This window comes from Enterococcus sp. DIV1337a (assembly GCF_051712285.1).
GTDB classification, from domain to species: domain Bacteria; phylum Bacillota; class Bacilli; order Lactobacillales; family Enterococcaceae; genus Enterococcus; species Enterococcus faecalis.
On record NZ_JBIOOP010000001.1, the window covers coordinates 815,001 to 834,610 of the forward strand.

Sequence of the window (19,610 nt, forward strand, 5' to 3'; positions counted from 1 at the left end):
TAGGTTCGAGTCCTACTGCCGGAGTTTAACATATGAAATATCATGAGTATGTGCTTCTTTCAGCTATGGAGAGTTGTCCGAGAGGCCGAAGGAGCATGATTGGAAATCATGTAGGCGGTAAACACTGTCTCAAGGGTTCGAATCCCTTACTCTCCGTTTCATATTTACAAACTGGCCCGTTGGTCAAGCGGTTAAGACACCGCCCTTTCACGGCGGTAACACGGGTTCGAGTCCCGTACGGGTCATTCAATTTAATAGTAACATTCCTTTTTGGAGGTTTAGCTCAGCTGGGAGAGCACCTGCCTTACAAGCAGGGGGTCAGCGGTTCGATCCCGTTAACCTCCATTACTCGGTTGGTTCCGTGGTGTAGGGGTTAACATGCCTGCCTGTCACGCAGGAGATCGCGGGTTCAAATCCCGTCGGAACCGCCATTTAATGTTGTTATTTGAAAATTATTTGAACAAGCTTTTGTTTTAGGCGTGGTAGCTCAGTTGGTAGAGCAACGGATTGAAGCTCCGTGTGTCGGCAGTTCGACTCTGTCTCACGCCATTTATGGAGGAATAGCGAAGTGGCTAAACGCGACGGACTGTAAATCCGTTCCTTAGGGTTCAGTGGTTCGAATCCACTTTCCTCCATTTTAGGGGCATAGTTTAAAGGTAGAACAACGGTCTCCAAAACCGTTGGTGTGGGTTCAATTCCTGCTGCCCCTGCCATTTATTTATTTAATAGATACACTTTTTAAGATTACGGCGATCGTGGTGAAGTGGTTAACACACCAGATTGTGGCTCTGGCATTCGTGGGTTCGATTCCCATCGGTCGCCCTTTGTAATTTTATTGGGGTATAGCCAAGCGGTAAGGCAACGGACTTTGACTCCGTCATGCGTTGGTTCGAATCCAGCTACCCCAGTTTTTTTGTAACAAAAATGGAATATGGCGGTATAGCCAAGTGGTAAGGCAGAGGTCTGCAAAACCTTCATCACCGGTTCAAATCCGGTTACCGCCTTCCAAAAATATCTTGCCGGCGTGGCGGAATTGGCAGACGCGCTGGACTCAAAATCCAGTTCCTTCACGGGAGTGCCGGTTCGACCCCGGCCGCCGGTATACTAAAGACTGTTAAATCAATGATTTAACAGTCTTTTTTGTTTATTATTTTCTAAAATACATAAAAAAACCATCTCAAAAAATGAGATGGAAAGTTACGTGAGAGAGTGATAAGTATAGTGCGAATAAATACAGGGGTTACAGAAGAATGTGGGGGTTCTGCATCATCGTCATTAAATGTTCCTGCAGTGGGAATATGAATTTCTGTCATATTATATTCAATAACTTGAACTGTGATGATTGCAACAGTTCCAATGATTGCTAACATAGTAGTCATACTTTCACTCCTCTCTTAATTTTAAATAAAAGTACTTAATTGATTTGCTAAAGACTAAAAACATGCATCAACATGAACGTTGAGCTTTAGCACTATACAACGTAAAGATCACTCTTAGCTATTTTGAGAAAAGCCTTCTCTTCGACTATTCTTGTTCTACTCATTGGTGTCTCTCGACATTTCTGAGCAATAGCCTATGTTTGTATAGGAGCCTCACCTAACTTATTACAAAGAAATAATAGTCTTTTAAGTAACTCTTTGTCAAGACATAAGCAGTAGGAGAAATAGTTCTATTTACAAATGAATGCGACGAATCATTTCTTCTGTTATTTGTTCTACAATATCAATGGTTGTTTTAGGCGAACGTTGATTTCTGGGAATATCGATTGAGTAAATTTTGGCAATACGACCAGGATTTGCATCCATTAATACAACCCGATCAGAAAGTTGAACTGCTTGTTGAACGTCATGCGTGATCATTACAATTGATTTAGTCGCAATTTGATTGTTTAGCCAAATTTCTAATAAATCGTTGGATAATTGGCTGGCTGTAATGATATCTAAAGCTGAAAAAGGTTCGTCTAAAAGTAATAAGCTAGGTTCGATGGCTAAAGCACGAGCAAAGCCTACACGCTGTTTCATTCCACCAGATAACTCTCTGGGATAAGCTTTTTCAAAACCAGTTAAACCAATCATTTCAATGAGATTACTAACTCTTTTATTTATTTGTTCGTGGGAAATTTCTTTACGGTTTTCTAAGCCAAAGCTGATATTTTTTTCGACTGTCAACCAAGGAAAAAGGGCAAAATGTTGAAAAACCATACCGATATTGGCATCAGGCTCATTAATGATTTTATCTTCAAAAGTAATTTCACCTCTAGTTGTGCGAAGAAGTCCAGCAATACTTCTGAGCAGCGTTGATTTGCCTGTTCCTGATTGTCCGATAATACTTAAAAATTCATTCGTTTTAACTGTTAAATCAATATTTTCAAGGACTTTTAAATGTTCTGAATGTCCTTCAATTTCAAATTCTTTATATACTGATTTTATGCTTAATAATTCTTTATTTTCCATCGTCTTATTAGATAGGTCAAGGGAAATCACCTATCGTTCTCCTCTCTAGTTTATCTTAAAAATTTAGTCGAGTTGAGTCATCCAGCTATTAATAGTGAAATTTTTGTTTTGCTGCTCGATATAAAGGTTGCCAAACAAAGGCGATACATAAACCAACAACGAAACACATCGCTAAGGTTCCTAAAGCAGATTTATCTTTTACACCATCGTTTGCCGCAATATATTGTCCTAGGCCAGTAACATCTATTGATTTTTTGCCCCATTGAATGCTTTCTGCTGCGATATCAGCGTTCCAAGCAGCACCAGCAGCGTTAATAATTGCTGTAATGAGGTAAGGTAAGATAGAAGGAATCAAAAATTTTGTCCACCATTGCCATTTAGATAATTTAAAAAGTTTAGTTACGTCACGAATATCATCAGGGATGGCTAAGTAGCCAGCAATTACATTAAAGAAAAAATACCATTGGCAACCAACCATGATGAGTGGTAGAATCCACCATTCTAATTTGTTGAAGCCCATACTAATAATCAACACAATGAATGGAGTATAAACATTTGACGGAATGGAGCCTAAAATTTGTCCAATCGGTTGAACGATGCTTAAGCGCCGATTATCATTCGCAACCCAAATTGCTAAGGGAGTAAAGATAATGCCAGCAACGACCATGGCCAAGGTAACCCTTAGCGTAGTATAAAGTGTTAATCTAGGAATCATGCTGAAATCTTGATGGGGCAGGAAATGATAGAGCTTAATAGAACAGTAAATCCCAATAATCGTTAAGCTGACATACCATAATGTTTTGAAGAAATGGCGTAATTTTGCTAGTAAGCGATAGAGATAATCTAGTTTGAAAAAGTACCAAACTTTTGGTAAATCATAGATCCAAAAATGACTGAATTTCACAAAAGCTTTTGAAAAGTATTTCGTTAAAGTTGCTTTTTTTAATAAATGATAAATGATGGATTTAGGTGGCGTCGTACTTTCGACATCTGTTTCATATTTAAAATAATAAGTGGCTCGAACTAAAGGTTGAAAGACTAAAAAGTTTAAAATCACCACATTGATTAATAAGGCAAAAACAGCCCATAAACAAGATTTAAAGTCGGCTCGATTTAATGCCACTTGGATATAAGAACCAATTCCTGGTAAGTAAAGGTTGGTTTCTTTAGGAAAAGCAACAGAAGCTTGCTCGCTAGCCACTAAGGCAAACCAAGCCGCCGTTTGAGAAATAATAACGTTCCAAAGTAAGCCAGGAATTGAGTAAACAAATTCAAGGCGCCAAAATTTTTCCCAAGCATTGTACTTGAACTGATCGGTCACATTCACTAGATCTGAAGGAATCACTTCCATTATTTGGTAAAGAGTCAACATGATGTTCCAAGCTTGACCTGTGAAGATAGCAAAAATAGCAACCGCTTCTGCACCCATCACATTTCCTGGAAATAAACCAAGTAACCAAGCAGTTGTAAAGGTCAAAAAACCTAGTAATGGAACAGATTCAAGGAAATTAACTAATGGTAAAATGACTCTTCGTGCCGTTTTATATTTTACGGCTAAAATACCAAAAACAAAGGAAAACAGGAAGGACCAAGCCATGCCTACAATCATTCGAAACATGGTTCGAATTGAAAAGTAAAAAAGATTTGATGGAGATAAGAAATCATCTGTTTTACTTGGTGTTGCGAGGAATTCTTCTGAGGGAAGGGTGTGAAGAGGGCGATTCATTTTTAGCCAAGAGAAGACGATGATAAAAATGAAAATGCCTAAAATGATGAGCAAGGTAAGATTCCCGATACTTTTAGCAAGTAGGGTATTTTTCTTAGATGATGCAGTGACAGCTTTCAATTTAAAAACCTCCAATTAATCATATTAAAGAGGTCGCCGAATAAAAGAAGAAGATTATAGGGTAATCACAATAATTGAGCTTTGGCTTTCTGAGACGTAAGAAAAAATTCTAGTTATCTTAGGAAAGCCTTAATTCGACAATCCCTGCTTTACTCGTTACTGTCTCTCGACATTTCCGAGCGATAACCTGTGTTCTTCAGAGTAACCTCACCTAATATGATTCTATTTGATTTACATGCTTATCATACTCGTGACTAAAAATAAAACAATTTCTAGCTAGTTATACCTGAATGACTGTTTGTTGTTATTCTATTCAATCATTCTTAAAAAGTTTGCCCACATTCTGTTTTTTTTTTAAGAAAAAATTATCAGAAGAGTATGTTATGTAACGCAAGGGGAATAGCATAGGATGTTGTATTTTTAGTTTGTCTCGTTTACTGTTAAAGATGTAAGTAGTAACTATACGTGAATGGCTAAAAAATTAAAAGTAATCTAGCACCTATATGAAGCAACAAAGAAATTTGTTCAGAAGAAAGGAAATTATGATGATTATTTGGTTAAACGGTGCGTTTGGAGCTGGAAAAACGACCATTGCACATGAATTACAACAAAAACTTCTCAATGCAATCATTTATGATCCAGAAATTATTGGTAGTGCATTGATGGAGTTAGTTCCCGAAGAAATGAAAGAAAATGATTTTCAAGAGTATCAGGAATGGCGTTGCTGGAATGCTCATTTATTAAAACGAATGTCGAAAGCGTCTGGACGGCCGATTATTGTTCCAATGACCCTTTATAAAAAAGAATATGAAGAAGAGCTAATTGGATATTTGAGACGAGCAGGCGTTAACGTTTGTCATTTTTTGTTAGCGGTCGAGAAAGAAAAAATTTTACAAAGATTATTGAAAAGAAATGATGGAACTTTTGAATGGGGGAAAAATAAGTTGCCCGAAGTACTTGAAGGTTTTCGTCAGATTCAGTTTACCGAGATTTTTAGAAATCATTCAGCTGACACGACAGAAATTGTAGCAACCATTCTTAATAGAGTAACCGAATAAAAACAAAATAAGGGACCTAAGCCGAAATGACTTAGGTCCTTTATTTTCTACTTCTTAAGATAATCAACTACCAGCTACCCTAATTTCTTCAAACTTTAAGACTACACATTTACGACAATCTATTTTTACACTGTCAAAATTTTCTTTTAAGTCTTGCATTTTGTTATTTTTAGCAGTATATTTTAGGTATACCTAAAATATATTAGAGGTTAACCTTCTAATGGGAAGGGCCTTTTAAAATTATTGCAAAACGAAAGAAGGAATTGAATTGAAAAATTCAGAAGAACATGAACCAAAGCAAAGACATCATTTGATTGAATATGCAAATGGTCCTTCGCTTGAAGAAATTAATGGCACCATTGACGTGCCTAAAAATATGAGTTTTTGGAAAACGTTATTTGCTTACTCAGGTCCAGGAGCATTGGTAGCAGTGGGGTATATGGATCCAGGAAACTGGTCTACTTCAATTACTGGGGGACAAAATTTTCAATATTTATTGATGTCGATTATTTTAATTTCCAGTTTGATTGCAATGTTGCTCCAATATATGGCGGCTAAATTAGGTATTGTTTCACAGATGGATTTAGCACAAGCGATTCGTGCTAGAACTAGTAAGACGCTAGGTATTGTATTATGGATTTTAACAGAGTTAGCAATTATGGCTACGGATATTGCTGAAGTTATCGGGGGCGCAATTGCCTTATATTTATTATTTCATATCCCTTTAGGTCTGGCTGTCTTTATTACGGTATTTGATGTTTTACTTTTGTTGTTATTGACAAAAATTGGTTTTAGAAAAATTGAAGCTATTGTTGTTGCTTTGATTGTTGTTATTTTTGTGATTTTTGCTTATCAAGTGGCATTGTCAAATCCAGTATGGGGAGATGTAATTAAAGGGTTGGTTCCTAGTGCAGAAGCTTTTTCTACATCGCATGCGGTGAATGGGCAAACGCCACTGACAGGTGCATTGGGGATTATTGGTGCAACAGTGATGCCTCATAATTTGTATTTACATTCTTCTGTTGTACAAAGTCGTAAAATTGATCGTAAAGATAAAACCGATATTCAACGCGCTTTACGCTTTTCAACTTGGGATTCTAATATTCAATTAACGATGGCATTTTTTGTTAACTCTTTGTTATTGATCATGGGTGTGGCCGTTTTTAAATCCGGCAGTGTCAAAGATCCTTCATTCTTTGGTTTGTTTGATGCTTTATCAAATCCAGCGGTTATGAGTAATTCTATTTTAGCGCATATTGCAGGTTCTGGAATTTTATCAATTTTATTTGCGGTAGCCTTATTGGCATCAGGACAAAATTCAACAATTACAGGAACCTTAACTGGTCAAATTATTATGGAAGGGTTTATTCATATGCGCGTACCAATTTGGTTACGTCGGATGGTCACACGTTTGTTATCTGTTATTCCTGTCTTAATTTGTGTTTTAATGACCAGCGGAAAAAGTACAGTGGAGGAGCATATTGCGATTAATAATTTAATGAACAATTCACAAGTTTTTCTAGCATTTGCTTTGCCATTTTCGATGTTGCCTTTACTGATGTTTACAGATAGCCGTGTTGAAATGGGTGAACATTTTAAAAACTCGTGGTTGATTAAATTGTTAGGCTGGGTTTCTGTCATTGGCTTAATTTACCTCAATATGAAAGGTTTACCTGATCAAATTGAAGGGTTCTTCGGTGATAATCCGACAGCGAGTCAAATTACGTTAGCCGATAATATTGCTTATGTCATCATAGCACTCGTCATTCTCTTGTTAGTTTGGACGGTTGTAGAATTATATAAAGGCGATAAACGATACGCACAGCAGCTTGCAGCTATGGAGCAACAAGTAGAGGAGGTTAAATAATGAAATTTTCAAAAATTATGGTTGGTGTTGAAGAGTCGCCAGATGCGCTAAAAGCATTTCATTATGCTATCCAAAAAGCAAAAGAAGACCAAGCTGAATTGGTTATTGTTTCGATTTTAGAAGAGAAAGAGATTAATGTTTACCAATCGTTAGATAAAAATTACTGGCAAGAACAGTTGGCGAAATTAGAGAAACAAACGGAAAAATATCAACAAGAAGCGTTAGCGAATGGCATCGATAAAGTAAGTATAATTGTCAATGAAGGAAACCCAGGGGAATTAATTATTAATAAGCTTATTCCTTTGAATAAACCAGATTTGTTAATTATTGGCTCCAAGTCAACTAGCAAATTAAAAAGCTTTTTTGGTAGCCAAGCAGCTTATATGGCTCGATATGCACCAATTTCTGTAATGATTATTCGCTAACAAAATTGAAACAGTTAAAAAAGCCGCCACGATTTACTATTCGTGGTGGCTTTTTTATAGTAATTTTTGTTTATATAAATAAACAGCCAAACTTAGTTGTAGCGAACTATCAGGAAATTCTAAAGTTAAGTGAAGAATCTCTTCTATTTTTTTTAAGCGATAAATAATTGTATTACGATGTACATACATATTTGTGGCAGTCAACGAAATATTTTTATTCGATTGAAAGTAGGCGTTGATGGTTTCTAGTAGGGAACTTTCATGTTTTTTATCTTCTTTTTCTAATGGTTCAATCAATCGTTTATATATTTTTTGTTTGGCTTGTTTGGTCAGGGTTTCGATCATTAAACGATAAAAAAAGAGGTCGTCATAATTCAAAATCGTTCGTTGTTGTAATTCTTGACTTGCTTGTGCTAAGTGGAATGTTTCTTGTGCTAATTTATAAGAATCACACAGATCGGTGATTTTTTTGACAGTTGGCCCAATCGCTAATTTAAATGATAATTTTGGATTCAGTTTCATTAATTGCTCTAGTAAATTCTTGGCAAGATGAGTGGATTGTGCAAGGTAGGTGGCTTCCTCTTGTGCTGGATTTTCTAGTAATAAAATAAAGCCAGTTTGTGTAGGAAAGGCAGTAATTTTTTGTCGATATCCTTCTAAAATATGATTCAATTGATGGCCAATGCTATTCATTTGAATAGTCGGATTAAACAGTTGTTCCAATTGTTCAATGGCTACAAGCAAGAGACTAAATGTATCTTTTTCATTTAATTGCAGATAATTACTAAATTCTTGCCAAGCTTGAGGATTGGTATTTTTTTCTTGGATAAGGTCTTGAAACAGCGCCCCGATCTTTTGCCTCGTTGTTAAATTTTCCGAAGATTCTAATTGAAGTTGTGGTAAAAGGTAGTGAGCACAGACCTCCACAGATAATAAATCAATCGTCTGTAATTTTTTGGTAGTTTGCCAAATCACTAAGTAAGATAAGCTGAGATTTTTCTTTTTGATGGGTAAAATTCGCAAAGATAGCTGATGGTTCGCTAAGGGAAATTCAACAGTCAGTGGTTCTTTATAAAATAATAGTAGCTCATTGTTCTGGGCTTTTAAAGCTGTCTCAAACTGTTTTTTGCGAGTTGCATTGTTTAAAATACTGGTGATTCTTGTTGGCGCATCAGGTAAATCAAAATGATTCATAATCTGAAAACGCTCGTCTAAAAGCATTACAGGCGCTTGAATCGCGGCACTTAATACTTCCAGTAATTGGGTACTTTTTCCGCCAGCTTTGATAATTGTATAAAATTTATTATGCATATGAACAGAATGTTGGCTAATCGTTTCGTCAGGTTGATTGACTCGGCGATTGACCAATGAAATAATTTGAGAAAAGTTGTAATTATAAGGAATTGAGAGAATTGGTAAGCCGACGTCATTCGCTAATTGGATCATCTCTTGTGGAACTTCATTGAAATAACGTTGGACTTTAAAGCCTAGAGCAGCGCAGTTCATATTTGCTAGTTCTTGAATAAGACGTTTTTGCAAGCAAGGCTGATCTTTGAAAATATAGCCGGTAGTTAATAAAATTTCTCCTGGCGTTAACCAGTCAAAAGCATCAGGATTTTCTAAAATATTTGCTTGTAGAATTGGCGCATCTAAATTGGTCTCGTGCGTCAATAAGGTTAAACCAGGTAGTTCTTCTGCATGGAGTAGATCATTGACCGTCATCATTAGCAAGGCCTCCTTTTGTATGAATTATCTAAAAATTAAGTGTATTTATTGTAAGATGTTACAAAACTATTTTAGGGAAAATAAGGTATCCTTATACTAATAGAAAAAAGTTCCAAGTCATCACGTGATTGGTAGTCACAAGTGACCAAATAAGAATAATCAGCGCTTACAACCTATAGAAACGCATCGTTTAAAGATATAGCAATAGTATACTTAATTTTTAATGCTTTTACTATTGTTTCAGCTACTTTAAATTTCTCAAGTATTTCTATAATCTGTAAGTTTTTTGAGACTCTTATCAGATATGCTTCTTTTTCTATATTTTATCAGAAAATTCTGGTAACTTTGAAGGTTATAGTTTGTAAAATGGAGGGATCGGTATGAAGAAATTAAAAATGTTAGGATGCGTCGGTTTGCTTTTAGCTTTAACGGCTTGTCAGGCGGGAACGGGAAACTCGGTTGATAGTAACAAAGCAGCGGAACAAAAAATTGCAATTAGTTCTGAAGCGGCTATTTCGACAATGGAACCGCACACAGCGGGGGATACTACCTCGACTTTAGTCATGAATCAAGTTTATGAAGGACTCTATGTTTTAGGTAAGGAAGACGAATTAGAGTTGGGGGTCGCTGCCGAAGAACCAGCGATTTCTGAAGATGAAACCGTTTATACATTTAAGATTAGAGAAGATGCCAAATGGTCGAACGATGATCCAGTGACAGCAAACGACTTTGTTTATGCATGGCAACAAGTTGCTTCCCCTAAATCAGGGTCGATTCATCAAGCTTTATTTTTTGATGTCATTAAAAATGCTAAGGAAATTGCTTTAGAAGGCGCAGATGTGAATACTCTTGGGGTTAAGGCGCTAGATGATAAAACATTAGAAATAACTTTAGAACGGCCTACCCCTTATTTGAAATCATTACTTTCGTTTCCTGTTTTGTTTCCACAAAATGAAAAATATATCAAAGAACAAGGGGATAAATATGCCACTGATGCAGAACATTTGATTTATAATGGTCCTTTTAAATTGAAAGAATGGGATAACGCCTCTTCCGATGATTGGACCTACGAAAAAAATGATACGTATTGGGATGCTGAAAAAGTTAAATTAACAGAAGCAAAAGTTTCAGTAATTAAGAGCCCAACGACAGCGGTGAATTTGTTTGACTCGAATGAATTGGATGTAGTGAATAAGCTAAGTGGTGAATTTATTCCTGGTTATGTTGATAATCCAGCCTTTCTTTCGATTCCTCAATTCGTCACATACTTTTTAAAAATGAACAGTGTTCGTGATGGAAAAGAAAATCCGGCTCTAGCGAACAACAATATTCGTAAAGCGTTGGCACAAGCTTTTGATAAAGAAAGTTTTGTAAAAGAAGTCTTGCAAGATCAATCCACGGCTACAGATCAAGTAATTCCGCCGGGACAAACGATTGCACCAGATGGAACTGATTTCACAAAACTAGCTGCTAAGAAAAATAACTACTTAACCTACGATACAGCGAAAGCAAAAGAATTCTGGGAAAAAGGGAAAAAAGAAATTGGGCTGGCTAAAATCAAATTAGAATTTTTAACAGATGATACAGATAGTGCCAAAAAAGCTGCTGAATTTTTCCAATTTCAATTGGAAGAAAATCTAGATGGATTAGAAGTGAATGTTACTCAAGTTCCTTTTACTATTCGTGTTGATCGTGATCAAACGAGAGACTATGATTTAGAATTATCTGGTTGGGGAACCGATTATCGTGATCCATTAACGGTTATGCGCATCTTTACTTCGGATAGTACCTTGGGCGGTGTAACGTTCAAGAGTGATACGTATGATCAATTAATTCAAGAAACTAGAACAACACATGCGGCTGATCAAGAGGCTCGTTTAAATGACTTTGCTCAAGCACAAGATATTTTGGTGAATCAGGAAACGGTTTTAGCACCAATCTACAATCGAAGCATTTCTGTATTAGCTAATCAAAAAATCAAGGATCTGTATTGGCATTCATTTGGACCTACGTACAGTTTAAAATGGGCTCATGTTAACTAATTGAATGAAGGTAGGAAGGGGTTTGTCATGCTTTTAAAAAACTGTAAATTAGAAACAGGATTTTCTACTGTGAATCAGCGAATTGTTGCGACAGAAACAGCTAGCTATGATATTCGAATTGAAAACGAGGTCTGTACTGCGGTCGCACCGCAGTTAAGGCCATTAGAGAACGAAACAGTTATCGATGTGAATCAGCAACTCGTTTTACCTGCTCTAAGAGAAATGCATATTCATATTGATAAAACGTATTTTGGAGGACCTTGGAAGGCCTGTCGTCCACCAACGAAAGGAATTTTAACACGTATTGAAGAAGAAACTTGGCTGTTACCTGAACAATTACCAACTAGTTTAGAACGTGCTTGCCAAGTTATTGAGCAATATATTCAACAAGGCCATTATCATATTCGCAGTCATTGTAATGTAGATCCATCTATTGGAACGAAACATATTGAAATCACTAAAGAAGCATTTAGTCGATATGAACAATACATTACTCATGAAATTGTGGCTTTTCCTCAACACGGATTACTCCGCTCGCAAGTCGAACCTTTGATGCGTGAAGCCTTACGTATGGGCGCAACTCATGTCGGCGGCGTTGATCCAGCCCTTGTGGATCGTCATGTGGATCATTCAATCGCCAAAATGTTTGAATTAGCTACCACATTTAATAAAAAAATTGATGTTCATTTACACGCCCGTGATACTTTGGGACTTTATGAATTTAATAAATTTGTTGATTATACAGAACAAGCAAAGATGTTTGGCAAAGTTACTTTAAGTCATGCTTTAGCCTTGGGGGGCTTAGAAGAAGCAGCAATTAGAGACATTGCGCAAAAATTCATCGAAACAGGTATTGATTTGACTTCGACTGTCCCGATTGGCATGCCCACCATGCCGATTCCAACCTTGGTTGAACAAGGCGTTAAGATTTCCGTCGCTCATGACAGTTTGACGGATCATTGGTCGCCTTTTGGCAGTGGCAATACAATAGAAAAATTAAATACAGCCGCTCAAAGATTTAAAATTAGCGATGAGTATCGCTTGAATCGTTTATGGGGCTTAGCAAGTAATTTTGTAACGCCTCTTGATCCTAACGGGCAGCGTGTTTGGCCTAACGTCGGCGATTCTGCAGATTTCCTACTATTTAATGCTGAGAGCACTGCTCACGTGATTGCCCGCCAACAGCCAATCCAACAATTGATACTAAAAGGACAACTGGTTGAAGCCGTTCAAAAGGGGGAAAAAGAATGACAGCATCCATTGTTTATTTGAATAATGTTCGTTTAGAAACTGGTTTTGCTAAAGACCACCACGAATTAACGTATACTAAAACTGCGCTCTATACTTTAGCGATTCAAGAAGGAAAAATCCAAGCGATTATTTCGCAAAATCAAGTCACTGAAAAGCAACAAGGCACTGATTTAAACGGACAACTGGCTATTCCCGCTTTTCAAGAGAGCCATAACCACTTAGATAAAACCTATCTTTCATTAGGCTGGCGTGCTAGCCAACCTGTTAAGAATTTAAAAGAGCGTTTAGCAGACGAAGCCAGTGAACTTAAATTGTTAGCTCCGTCAACAGAACAACGAGCGACGGCCATGATTGAAAAATTGATTGGGTATGGAGCCTCTTATATTCGGACACATGTCAACATTGATCCTTATGTAGAACTAGAAAACTTCTGGGGCGTCAAAAGAGCCTTAGAAAAATATGCGCATGTGATTGATTATGATATTGTTGTCTTTCCACAGCATGGATTATTAAAAAATCCCCAAACGGTTTTACTCATGAGAGAAGCCCTAAAAAATGGTGGAACAATGGTTGGCGGTTTAGATCCTGCAGGCATTGATTATGCAATTGAAGAATCTTTAGAAACCATTTTTGATCTGGCAGAAGAATTTCAAGTAGGAATCGATATCCACTTGCATGATACGGGGGAGGTTGGTGTTTATACAATTGATAAGTTTTTAGACATTTTGGAAGAACGAAAATTTACTCAGCCAACCGCTATCAGCCACGCCTTTGCGCTGCTAGATGTACGACCAGCAGAAAAAGAAAAACTATACCAACGCTTGGCAACGCATCAAACGGCGATTATGTCTACAATTCCCTATGATTCTCGTTATTTATTGCCACCAATTGACGTGTTACGCCAAGCTGGTGTATCGGTTCATTTAGGTAGTGATGGCTTTTTTGACTCTTGGAGTTCTAATGTTTCAGGTGATTTATTTGAAAAATTACGTAATTTTTGTGAAATGACAGGAAAGATTACAGAAGAGCAACTTACTCAAGCTTACGTCCATGGCTGTGGCAAAGAAGCACCTTTTTCATTTGAAGAAGAACGCCTTTGGTTTACAGAAGGCGACGAAGCAAACTTTATTTTTACAGAAGCAGCTTCTACAGCAGAAGTGATTGCTAGAAAACCACAGAAACGCCAGATTATGTTGAAAGGACAATGGGTTTAACTTGCTTTAAAATTAGGTAGAAATAGAATGCTAAAAAGCCAAACAGAGGAAACGGGGTTCAGCTCTGAGCAACGCACAGTGTCAGTCCTGCGGTTACTCGTCACAGTTTAATGCGTATAAAGTGCTTCTGCTCACAACGTGTATCAGCTTTTCAAGTTTGTTTTACTCACTTTAACATAGCACTTTTGCGTATCTTCCTTTATAATAAGACAAAATGAAGGAGATGAACCAAGCATGACTGAACAAACGAGAGAAAACAAAAAAGCAGCCTACGAATTGTGCTTGCAACAATTGAGTGGTTTGTTAGAAATAGAAACGGACACTATTGCAAATTTAGCAAACTCGTCCGCGCTACTTGCACAAACATTACCAGATACCGTTTTTGCTGGGTATTATTTATATAAAGATGAAGAATTAGTTTTGGGGCCTTTTCAAGGGAAAGTCTCTTGTACCAGAATTAAAATGGGCAAAGGTGTCTGCGGTGAGTCAGCAGAAAAACAAGTTACATTGATTGTTGATAACGTGAAGACACACGCCAATTATATTTCTTGCGACTCGGCTGCGATGTCTGAAATCGTTGTGCCGATGGTGAAAAATCATCAATTGGTTGGTGTTTTAGATATTGATAGTGGTGTAACAAATAGCTATGATGCGGTTGACCAACTGTATTTGGAAAAATTTGTTACCTTATTGCTAGAAAAATCAGATTTTTAAGCAGACTATTTTTGCTTTCTGACAAATCATGAGAAAATAAAGTATAAAATTTGATCATGAAAGAAGGTGAGTCATTTGTTAGAGCTGTATATAAATTTTAAAGGTGAAGCAAAAGAAGCAATCGCGTTCTATGAAGATGTTTTTGATACAAAATGTCAAAATTTAATGACTTTTGGCGAAGCACCTGAAGATCCTGAGCATCCTATAAACGACGAAATAAAGGATTTAGTGATGAATGCAAGCATCATTATTGAAGGAACCTATGTAATGATTTCAGATGTTCCTGATATGTTTGGTTTTGAAGTTACGGAAGGAAATAACCTTTCGCTCGTGGTTAGCACAGATGATGATGAAAAAATTGAACGCTTATTTAAACGATTATCTGAAGGTGGCACTGTTACAATGCCATTATCTGAAACTTTTTGGTCCAAAAAGTATGGTTCCCTAAAAGATCAGTTTGGCATCCATTGGATGTTTAATTATTATGAAGAAGATTAAAATAAAAAAGCCCCAATCCACTATTTTCATTGGATTGGGGCTTTTTTATTCATGAAAGAATTGCTTCTTAGCGATTTGATACTGCCGTTGCTTTTCTGTCCAAAATTGCTGATCGTTTTCATCAATTTTGCGAATGACTTTTGCTGGATTCCCCCCAACAATTGTGTTCGCAGGAACGTCTTTTGTAACGACAGCACCAGCAGCAACAATCGCATTTTTTCCAATTGTAACGCCAGGTAAAATGGTAGCACTTCCGCCAATCCACACGTTATCTTCAACAATAATTGGCGTACCGAATTCTAATTCTGCAGTTCGAATCATTGGATCAGTTGGGTGGCCGGCAGTATAAAAGCTAGCACGAGGACCAACCATGACATTATCACCGAAGATGATTTTGTTTACATCTAAAAAAATGCAATCCATGTTTGCATAAAAATTTTCTCCTACCTCAATATGGCGACCGTAATCTACATGGAGGGGCGGGTTGATATATAACAGCTTGCCAGTTTTTCCTAATAATTCTTTTTCTAGGGCCACAATTTCTTTCACATTATCGATAGGAAGTTGATTGATTTTTTGAGCTAACACCTTGCCTTTTGTCGAGTTATTTTCGGGTAAAATGGTGGGGGCGTAATATAATTCGCCTTTTAACATTTGCATGTAATCAAAGTCATTTTGTGTCATGTAAGCGCTCCTTTAGGCTTTTTCTCTATTGTATCAAATCAATACAATAAGTCGAGGAATATGTAAAATAAAAAAGGACAGATAGCAAAATAGCCTTGCTTATCTATCCTTTATCAAAGGTTATCCAATTTTTTTAACTCTCCCGCCAATTTTATCTGCTAATTTTTGTGCTTCTTTTTCAGAGTGGTAAACTAAACAACCTGATTTATCACGCGTACGTTTACCATCTGCAGTTAAATAGCCATGAAAAAACTTGATTGCATACATAGACATCACCACCTTTCTAATTGAAAATAGTGTAAATGGAGCGATTAAAAATGTCAAATGATAGAATGCCCTTAACCCTTCTTCTCTTTTTTAGCTCATAGATAAGCTTGGTTAAGAGCACCATGTTACTTAAAAAATTAGTTTGAAACGGGTCGTTGAATGAAATTCTTGTTCAGGTGAGAGGGTGATAGAACCGAACAACGGAAATCTTTCAGCACCAGGACAGACTTGGGTTTCAAAGGTGAGCGCTCCGTGATTGACTAATTGTTGCCCTTGAATATCGGGACCGTTATCAGCAAAATTTGCTGAAAAAATAACAACTGAAGGTTGATCAGTGAACATCTCTAAGGTGATATCTTTAGTAGGACTTTTTAAGATAACATCCGGGTTAATTAAATCATGATTGGTTAAGATGAAAGGGTGATCGAAGCCGTTCATCTTTTGGATTTGTTCATCGTTACTTGAAAAAACCTCAGCTAATTTTTTAGGTTTTTGTAAATCAAAAGCTGTCTGGTCGACGGAAGCTAATTCTCCAAGTGGTAAGACTCTTTCATCAAGCGGGACATACTTTTGGGCATTTATTTGTAACTCATGCGCATCAATGGGGATTGCGGGATTGCCAGTTAAATTAAAGTAGACATGATTGGTTGGATTAAAAAGTGTTTGTTCATCTGTAGTTGCTTGATACTCAATTTGCCATTCATTTTCTTCAGTCAATGTATACGTGACTGAAACAGTGAGGTTCCCAGGAAAACCATTTTCACCAGCAGGACTCTCTAGCCAAAATTTCACAGAAGGATTCACTTGTGCCTCTTGGATTTCGCTGTGCCATTTTTTACTTTCAAACCCAGGTGTGCCGCCGTGAAGTGTTGTTTGAGTAGGCGTATTAATCATCGTTTGATACGTTTTACCCGCTAGTTCAAAGGAGCCATCGGCAATTCGACCAGCTGTTCGGCCAATTGTTGCACCAAAATATAAGTCTTTAGACAAATATTCATCTGCTGAAAGAAAGCCTAACACGAGTGATCGAGATTCATTTTTTGTAAGAGGAACGTCGAGCGCAACAATTCGCGCACCAAAATCTGTTACTTTTAAAGTCACACCATTTTTATTCGTCAGTGTGTAAAGAAGCATTCCTTGTCCAAATGATTCAGTTGAAATAGTCAAAATAATCAATCCTTCCTTCAAGTAAATATTTAGTAAATTTAACTTTGTTATTTAGATTATTTAAATAGTCAAAAAGAAACGCTAAGAAAATAAATCTTTATTTAATTGTATTGTACACGTTTTCAAACGAAATAACAATTAAGAAAAATGTTAAGTAAATATTTGCAAAAGTTTAGTAAATATTATACAATTTGTTTACTAGTGAAAGGAGCGATTAGTGATGGAAGAACTGTTAATGAATCGATTTGTAGAAATATTTGGTGAGAAAGGGACAGCCTGTTATTTTGCCCCTGGAAGAATTAATTTGATTGGTGAACATACAGATTACAATGGCGGTCATGTTTTCCCAGCGGCTATTACGTTAGGGACATTTGGTGTGGCAAGAAAAAGAGACGACCAAAAAATTCGGATGTTTTCTGATAATTTTAAAGAGGTTGGTCTCATCGAATTTTCATTAGAAGATTTAACCTATTCAGATTCAGATGATTGGGCAAATTATCCGAAAGGCGTTTTAAATTACTTGATTGAAAGCGGACACAATATTGATTCTGGCTTAGATGTGCTCTTCTACGGTACGATTCCTAATGGTGCTGGCTTGTCTTCTTCTGCTTCTATTGAACTTTTGATGGGGACGATTTGTAATGATTTATATGCTTTACACTGTCCAATGCTTGAATTGGTGCAAATCGGTAAAAAAGTGGAGAATGAATTTATTGGCGTTAATTCGGGAATTATGGACCAATTTGCCGTAGGGATGGGAGAAAAAGATCAAGCTATTCTACTAGATACCAATAATATGCACTATGAAATGGTTCCCGCCAAATTAGGTGAGTATACGATTGTCATTATGAATACCAACAAACGTCGTGAATTAGCAGATTCAAAATATAATGAACGTCGTGCAGAATGCGAAGAAGCCGTTCGTTTGCTTCAAAAAGAGTTATCTATTGAATTTTTAGGTGAATTAGACAGCGAGACATTTGAACAATATCAAGTATTGATTGGAGATCCAACGTTGATTAAACGAGCGCGTCATGCCGTCACAGAAAATGAACGAACTTTATTGGCAAAACAAGCGCTAACTGAAGGGGATTTGGAAGAATTTGGCTTATTATTAAATGCCTCACATCGTTCGCTAAAAGAAGATTACGAAGTAACTGGCATTGAGTTAGATACCTTAGTGGCTTGTGCGCAAGAACAACCAGGCGTTTTGGGCGCACGGATGACTGGTGCAGGGTTTGGCGGTTGTAGTATTGCTTTGGTACCAAAGCAAAAGATAGACGCATTTATTGAAGCTGTTGGCCAGAGTTATCAAGATAAAATTGGCTATGCTGCTGATTTTTATCCTGCATCAATTGATGATGGTGCCAGAAAGTTATTTTAGAAAGGAAGGCTTTAAATGTCTATTTTAGTATTAGGCGGCGCAGGCTACATTGGCTCACATGCCGTCGATCAATTAATTTCAAAAGGTTATGCCGTTGTGGTTGTTGATAATTTATTAACGGGGCACCGTGCAGCAGTTCATGAACAAGCGACTTTCTATGAAGGCGATATTCGTGATAAAGCTTTTTTACGTAGTGTCTTTGAAAAGGAATCAATTGAAGGTGTGTTGCACTTTGCGGCCAATTCTTTAGTGGGTGAATCCGTGGAGCAACCGTTAATGTATTTCAATAACAATGTTCACGGCACTCAAATTGCCTTGGAAGTCATGCAAGAATTTGGGGTGAAACACATTGTTTTTTCTTCCACAGCAGCCACTTATGGCGAACCCAAAGCAATGCCTATTACAGAAGAAACCCCAACGAATCCTAAAAATCCGTATGGGGAAAGTAAATTAATGATGGAAAAAATCATGAAATGGTGCGACAACGCTTATGGAATGAAATATGTTGCTTTGCGTTATTTTAATGTCGCAGGAGCAAAAAAAGATGCCTCAATTGGGGAGGATCACACGCCAGAAACGCATATTGTGCCGATTATTTTACAAGTAGCATTAGGCCAACGAGCAGAGCTAAGTATTTTTGGGGATGATTATGATACACCAGATGGCACGTGTATTCGAGATTACGTTTACATTGAAGACTTGATTGCAGCGCATATTTTGGCTTTAGAATACTTGAAAAATGGCGGTGAAAGTGACGTCTTTAACCTTGGTAGCAACAACGGCTATTCTGTTAAAGAAATGTTAGATGCTGCTCGCGAAGTGACAGGTCAAGAAATTCCTGCGACAATCGCGCCACGCCGAGCAGGGGATCCTAGTACGTTAATTGCTTCTAGTGAAAAAGCCAAACGAGTTTTAGGCTGGCAACCAGAAGTAACTGAGGTCAAGGACATTATCGCCACCGCTTGGCAATGGCATGTGAAACATCCTCAAGGCTATAATGAATAGGAGAACATCA

16 protein-coding genes, 12 tRNA genes, 1 pseudogene and 2 riboswitches (1 of these 31 only partly in view) are annotated in these 19,610 nt (G+C 37.2%); of the genes and pseudogenes, 22 read left to right on the top strand and 7 right to left on the bottom strand.

What is annotated here, in order from left to right; translation table 11 throughout:
- The 12 genes from IGL49_RS03965 to IGL49_RS04020 all read left to right on the top strand — a co-directional run.
- Positions 1 to 24, top strand: a tRNA-Asn gene (locus IGL49_RS03965) (it extends 50 nt beyond the left edge of the window).
- A gap of 43 nt (positions 25 to 67) precedes the next feature.
- Positions 68 to 156: transfer RNA gene (locus IGL49_RS03970), tRNA-Ser, on the top strand.
- A 17-nt stretch (positions 157 to 173) separates the two neighbouring features.
- Positions 174 to 245: transfer RNA gene (locus tag IGL49_RS03975), tRNA-Glu, on the top strand.
- Between the two features lie 27 nt (positions 246 to 272).
- Positions 273 to 345, top strand: a tRNA-Val gene (locus tag IGL49_RS03980).
- Between the two features lie 10 nt (positions 346 to 355).
- Positions 356 to 431, top strand: a tRNA-Asp gene (locus IGL49_RS03985).
- A 45-nt stretch (positions 432 to 476) separates the two neighbouring features.
- Positions 477 to 549 (top strand) — tRNA-Phe (locus IGL49_RS03990).
- 5 nt (positions 550 to 554) lie between these two features.
- Positions 555 to 635, top strand: a tRNA-Tyr gene (locus IGL49_RS03995).
- Between the two features lie 4 nt (positions 636 to 639).
- Positions 640 to 713: transfer RNA gene (locus IGL49_RS04000), tRNA-Trp, on the top strand.
- A 36-nt stretch (positions 714 to 749) separates the two neighbouring features.
- Positions 750 to 822, top strand: a tRNA-His gene (locus IGL49_RS04005).
- A 14-nt stretch (positions 823 to 836) separates the two neighbouring features.
- Positions 837 to 908 (top strand) — tRNA-Gln (locus tag IGL49_RS04010).
- A gap of 25 nt (positions 909 to 933) precedes the next feature.
- Positions 934 to 1,004: transfer RNA gene (locus tag IGL49_RS04015), tRNA-Cys, on the top strand.
- Positions 1,005 to 1,018: 14 nt separating this feature from the next.
- Positions 1,019 to 1,102: transfer RNA gene (locus IGL49_RS04020), tRNA-Leu, on the top strand.
- A gap of 17 nt (positions 1,103 to 1,119) precedes the next feature.
- Here IGL49_RS04020 and IGL49_RS04025 read toward each other — a convergent pair.
- The 3 genes and pseudogenes from IGL49_RS04025 to IGL49_RS04035 form a co-directional block, all read right to left on the bottom strand.
- A pseudogene (locus IGL49_RS04025) lies at positions 1,120 to 1,379 on the bottom strand (hypothetical protein).
- Positions 1,380 to 1,443: 64 nt separating this feature from the next.
- A riboswitch (M-box (ykoK) riboswitch) is annotated at positions 1,444 to 1,611 on the bottom strand.
- A gap of 62 nt (positions 1,612 to 1,673) precedes the next feature.
- Positions 1,674 to 2,453 (bottom strand): ABC transporter ATP-binding protein, encoded by a 780-nt coding sequence (locus IGL49_RS04030; RefSeq protein ID WP_162782568.1) that lies wholly within the window; start codon positions 2,451 to 2,453, stop codon positions 1,674 to 1,676.
- A gap of 88 nt (positions 2,454 to 2,541) precedes the next feature.
- Positions 2,542 to 4,314: an ABC transporter permease subunit gene (locus IGL49_RS04035; protein ID WP_164982998.1), complete on the bottom strand. Its 1,773-nt coding sequence runs from the start codon at positions 4,312 to 4,314 to the stop codon at positions 2,542 to 2,544.
- Between the two features lie 44 nt (positions 4,315 to 4,358).
- A riboswitch (M-box (ykoK) riboswitch) is annotated at positions 4,359 to 4,525 on the bottom strand.
- Between the two features lie 316 nt (positions 4,526 to 4,841).
- On the opposite strand from IGL49_RS04035, the gene IGL49_RS04040 reads away from it, so the two are divergent.
- The 3 genes from IGL49_RS04040 to IGL49_RS04050 all read left to right on the top strand — a co-directional run bounded on the left by IGL49_RS04040 (position 4,842) and on the right by IGL49_RS04050 (position 7,649).
- Positions 4,842 to 5,357, top strand: coding sequence for an AAA family ATPase (locus IGL49_RS04040; protein WP_164982997.1), 516 nt, complete (start codon positions 4,842 to 4,844; stop codon positions 5,355 to 5,357).
- A 268-nt stretch (positions 5,358 to 5,625) separates the two neighbouring features.
- Positions 5,626 to 7,224: an Nramp family divalent metal transporter gene (locus IGL49_RS04045; protein WP_002382010.1), complete on the top strand. Its 1,599-nt coding sequence runs from the start codon at positions 5,626 to 5,628 to the stop codon at positions 7,222 to 7,224.
- The gene (locus tag IGL49_RS04050; RefSeq protein WP_104854248.1) at positions 7,224 to 7,649 is read left to right on the top strand and encodes a universal stress protein; all 426 of its coding nucleotides are present in this window, start codon (positions 7,224 to 7,226) and stop codon (positions 7,647 to 7,649) included. Before IGL49_RS04045 ends, IGL49_RS04050 begins: the two co-directional genes overlap by 1 nt.
- Positions 7,650 to 7,703: 54 nt before the next feature.
- Here IGL49_RS04050 and IGL49_RS04055 read toward each other — a convergent pair whose 3' ends face one another.
- On the bottom strand, positions 7,704 to 9,374 hold the full coding sequence (locus tag IGL49_RS04055; protein ID WP_104854249.1) for a PucR family transcriptional regulator: 1,671 nt from the start codon (positions 9,372 to 9,374) through the stop codon (positions 7,704 to 7,706).
- A 380-nt stretch (positions 9,375 to 9,754) separates the two neighbouring features.
- On the opposite strand from IGL49_RS04055, the gene IGL49_RS04060 reads away from it, so the two are divergent.
- From IGL49_RS04060 to IGL49_RS04080, 5 genes are all read left to right on the top strand, one after another.
- On the top strand, positions 9,755 to 11,416 hold the full coding sequence (locus IGL49_RS04060) for a peptide ABC transporter substrate-binding protein (RefSeq protein WP_104854250.1): 1,662 nt from the start codon (positions 9,755 to 9,757) through the stop codon (positions 11,414 to 11,416).
- Positions 11,417 to 12,667 carry an amidohydrolase family protein gene (locus IGL49_RS04065; protein ID WP_174108331.1) on the top strand — a complete coding sequence of 417 codons (1,251 nt, stop codon included), beginning with the start codon at positions 11,417 to 11,419 and terminating at the stop codon, positions 12,665 to 12,667.
- Positions 12,664 to 13,881, top strand: a complete 1,218-nt coding sequence (locus IGL49_RS04070; RefSeq protein ID WP_104854252.1) for an amidohydrolase — start codon at positions 12,664 to 12,666, stop codon at positions 13,879 to 13,881. The genes IGL49_RS04065 and IGL49_RS04070 overlap by 4 nt, the downstream gene beginning before the upstream one ends.
- A 234-nt stretch (positions 13,882 to 14,115) precedes the next feature.
- A complete protein-coding gene (locus IGL49_RS04075) occupies positions 14,116 to 14,595 on the top strand; it encodes a GAF domain-containing protein (RefSeq protein WP_104854253.1) in 480 nt (159 codons plus the stop codon).
- Between the two features lie 66 nt (positions 14,596 to 14,661).
- Complete coding sequence (locus IGL49_RS04080) at positions 14,662 to 15,093, top strand: VOC family protein (RefSeq protein ID WP_104854254.1); 432 nt, start codon at positions 14,662 to 14,664, stop codon at positions 15,091 to 15,093.
- A gap of 45 nt (positions 15,094 to 15,138) precedes the next feature.
- Here IGL49_RS04080 and IGL49_RS04085 read toward each other — a convergent pair whose 3' ends face one another.
- From IGL49_RS04085 to galM, 3 genes are all read right to left on the bottom strand, one after another.
- Positions 15,139 to 15,777, bottom strand: a complete 639-nt coding sequence (locus tag IGL49_RS04085) for a sugar O-acetyltransferase (protein ID WP_104854255.1) — start codon at positions 15,775 to 15,777, stop codon at positions 15,139 to 15,141.
- Between the two features lie 120 nt (positions 15,778 to 15,897).
- A complete protein-coding gene (locus IGL49_RS04090; protein WP_002384758.1) occupies positions 15,898 to 16,044 on the bottom strand; it encodes a hypothetical protein in 147 nt (48 codons plus the stop codon).
- Between the two features lie 129 nt (positions 16,045 to 16,173).
- The gene (gene galM / locus IGL49_RS04095; RefSeq protein ID WP_308659095.1) at positions 16,174 to 17,232 is read right to left on the bottom strand and encodes a galactose-1-epimerase; all 1,059 of its coding nucleotides are present in this window, start codon (positions 17,230 to 17,232) and stop codon (positions 16,174 to 16,176) included.
- A 199-nt stretch (positions 17,233 to 17,431) separates the two neighbouring features.
- Here galM and IGL49_RS04100 point away from each other — a divergent pair, with 199 nt between their 5' ends.
- Positions 17,432 to 18,595, top strand: a complete 1,164-nt coding sequence (locus tag IGL49_RS04100) for a galactokinase (RefSeq protein ID WP_104854256.1) — start codon at positions 17,432 to 17,434, stop codon at positions 18,593 to 18,595.
- A gap of 15 nt (positions 18,596 to 18,610) precedes the next feature.
- The gene (gene galE, locus IGL49_RS04105; protein ID WP_002413537.1) at positions 18,611 to 19,600 is read left to right on the top strand and encodes a UDP-glucose 4-epimerase GalE; all 990 of its coding nucleotides are present in this window, start codon (positions 18,611 to 18,613) and stop codon (positions 19,598 to 19,600) included.
- Positions 19,601 to 19,610 lie beyond the last annotated feature (10 nt).

Excerpts from the sequence above, each read along its gene's own strand:
- IGL49_RS04030 (WP_162782568.1), bottom strand. The coding sequence starts at position 2,453 with ATGGAAAATAAAGAATTATTAAGCATAAAATCAGTATATAAAGAATTT.
- IGL49_RS04040 (WP_164982997.1), top strand. The coding sequence starts at position 4,842 with ATGATGATTATTTGGTTAAACGGTGCGTTTGGAGCTGGAAAAACGACC.
- IGL49_RS04050 (WP_104854248.1), top strand. The coding sequence starts at position 7,224 with ATGAAATTTTCAAAAATTATGGTTGGTGTTGAAGAGTCGCCAGATGCG.
- IGL49_RS04055 (WP_104854249.1), bottom strand. The coding sequence starts at position 9,374 with ATGATGACGGTCAATGATCTACTCCATGCAGAAGAACTACCTGGTTTA.
- IGL49_RS04060 (WP_104854250.1), top strand. The coding sequence starts at position 9,755 with ATGAAGAAATTAAAAATGTTAGGATGCGTCGGTTTGCTTTTAGCTTTA.
- IGL49_RS04070 (WP_104854252.1), top strand. The coding sequence starts at position 12,664 with ATGACAGCATCCATTGTTTATTTGAATAATGTTCGTTTAGAAACTGGT.
- IGL49_RS04075 (WP_104854253.1), top strand. The coding sequence starts at position 14,116 with ATGACTGAACAAACGAGAGAAAACAAAAAAGCAGCCTACGAATTGTGC.
- IGL49_RS04085 (WP_104854255.1), bottom strand. The coding sequence starts at position 15,777 with ATGACACAAAATGACTTTGATTACATGCAAATGTTAAAAGGCGAATTA.
- IGL49_RS04090 (WP_002384758.1), bottom strand. The coding sequence starts at position 16,044 with ATGTATGCAATCAAGTTTTTTCATGGCTATTTAACTGCAGATGGTAAA.
- IGL49_RS04100 (WP_104854256.1), top strand. The coding sequence starts at position 17,432 with ATGGAAGAACTGTTAATGAATCGATTTGTAGAAATATTTGGTGAGAAA.
- galE (WP_002413537.1), top strand. The coding sequence starts at position 18,611 with ATGTCTATTTTAGTATTAGGCGGCGCAGGCTACATTGGCTCACATGCC.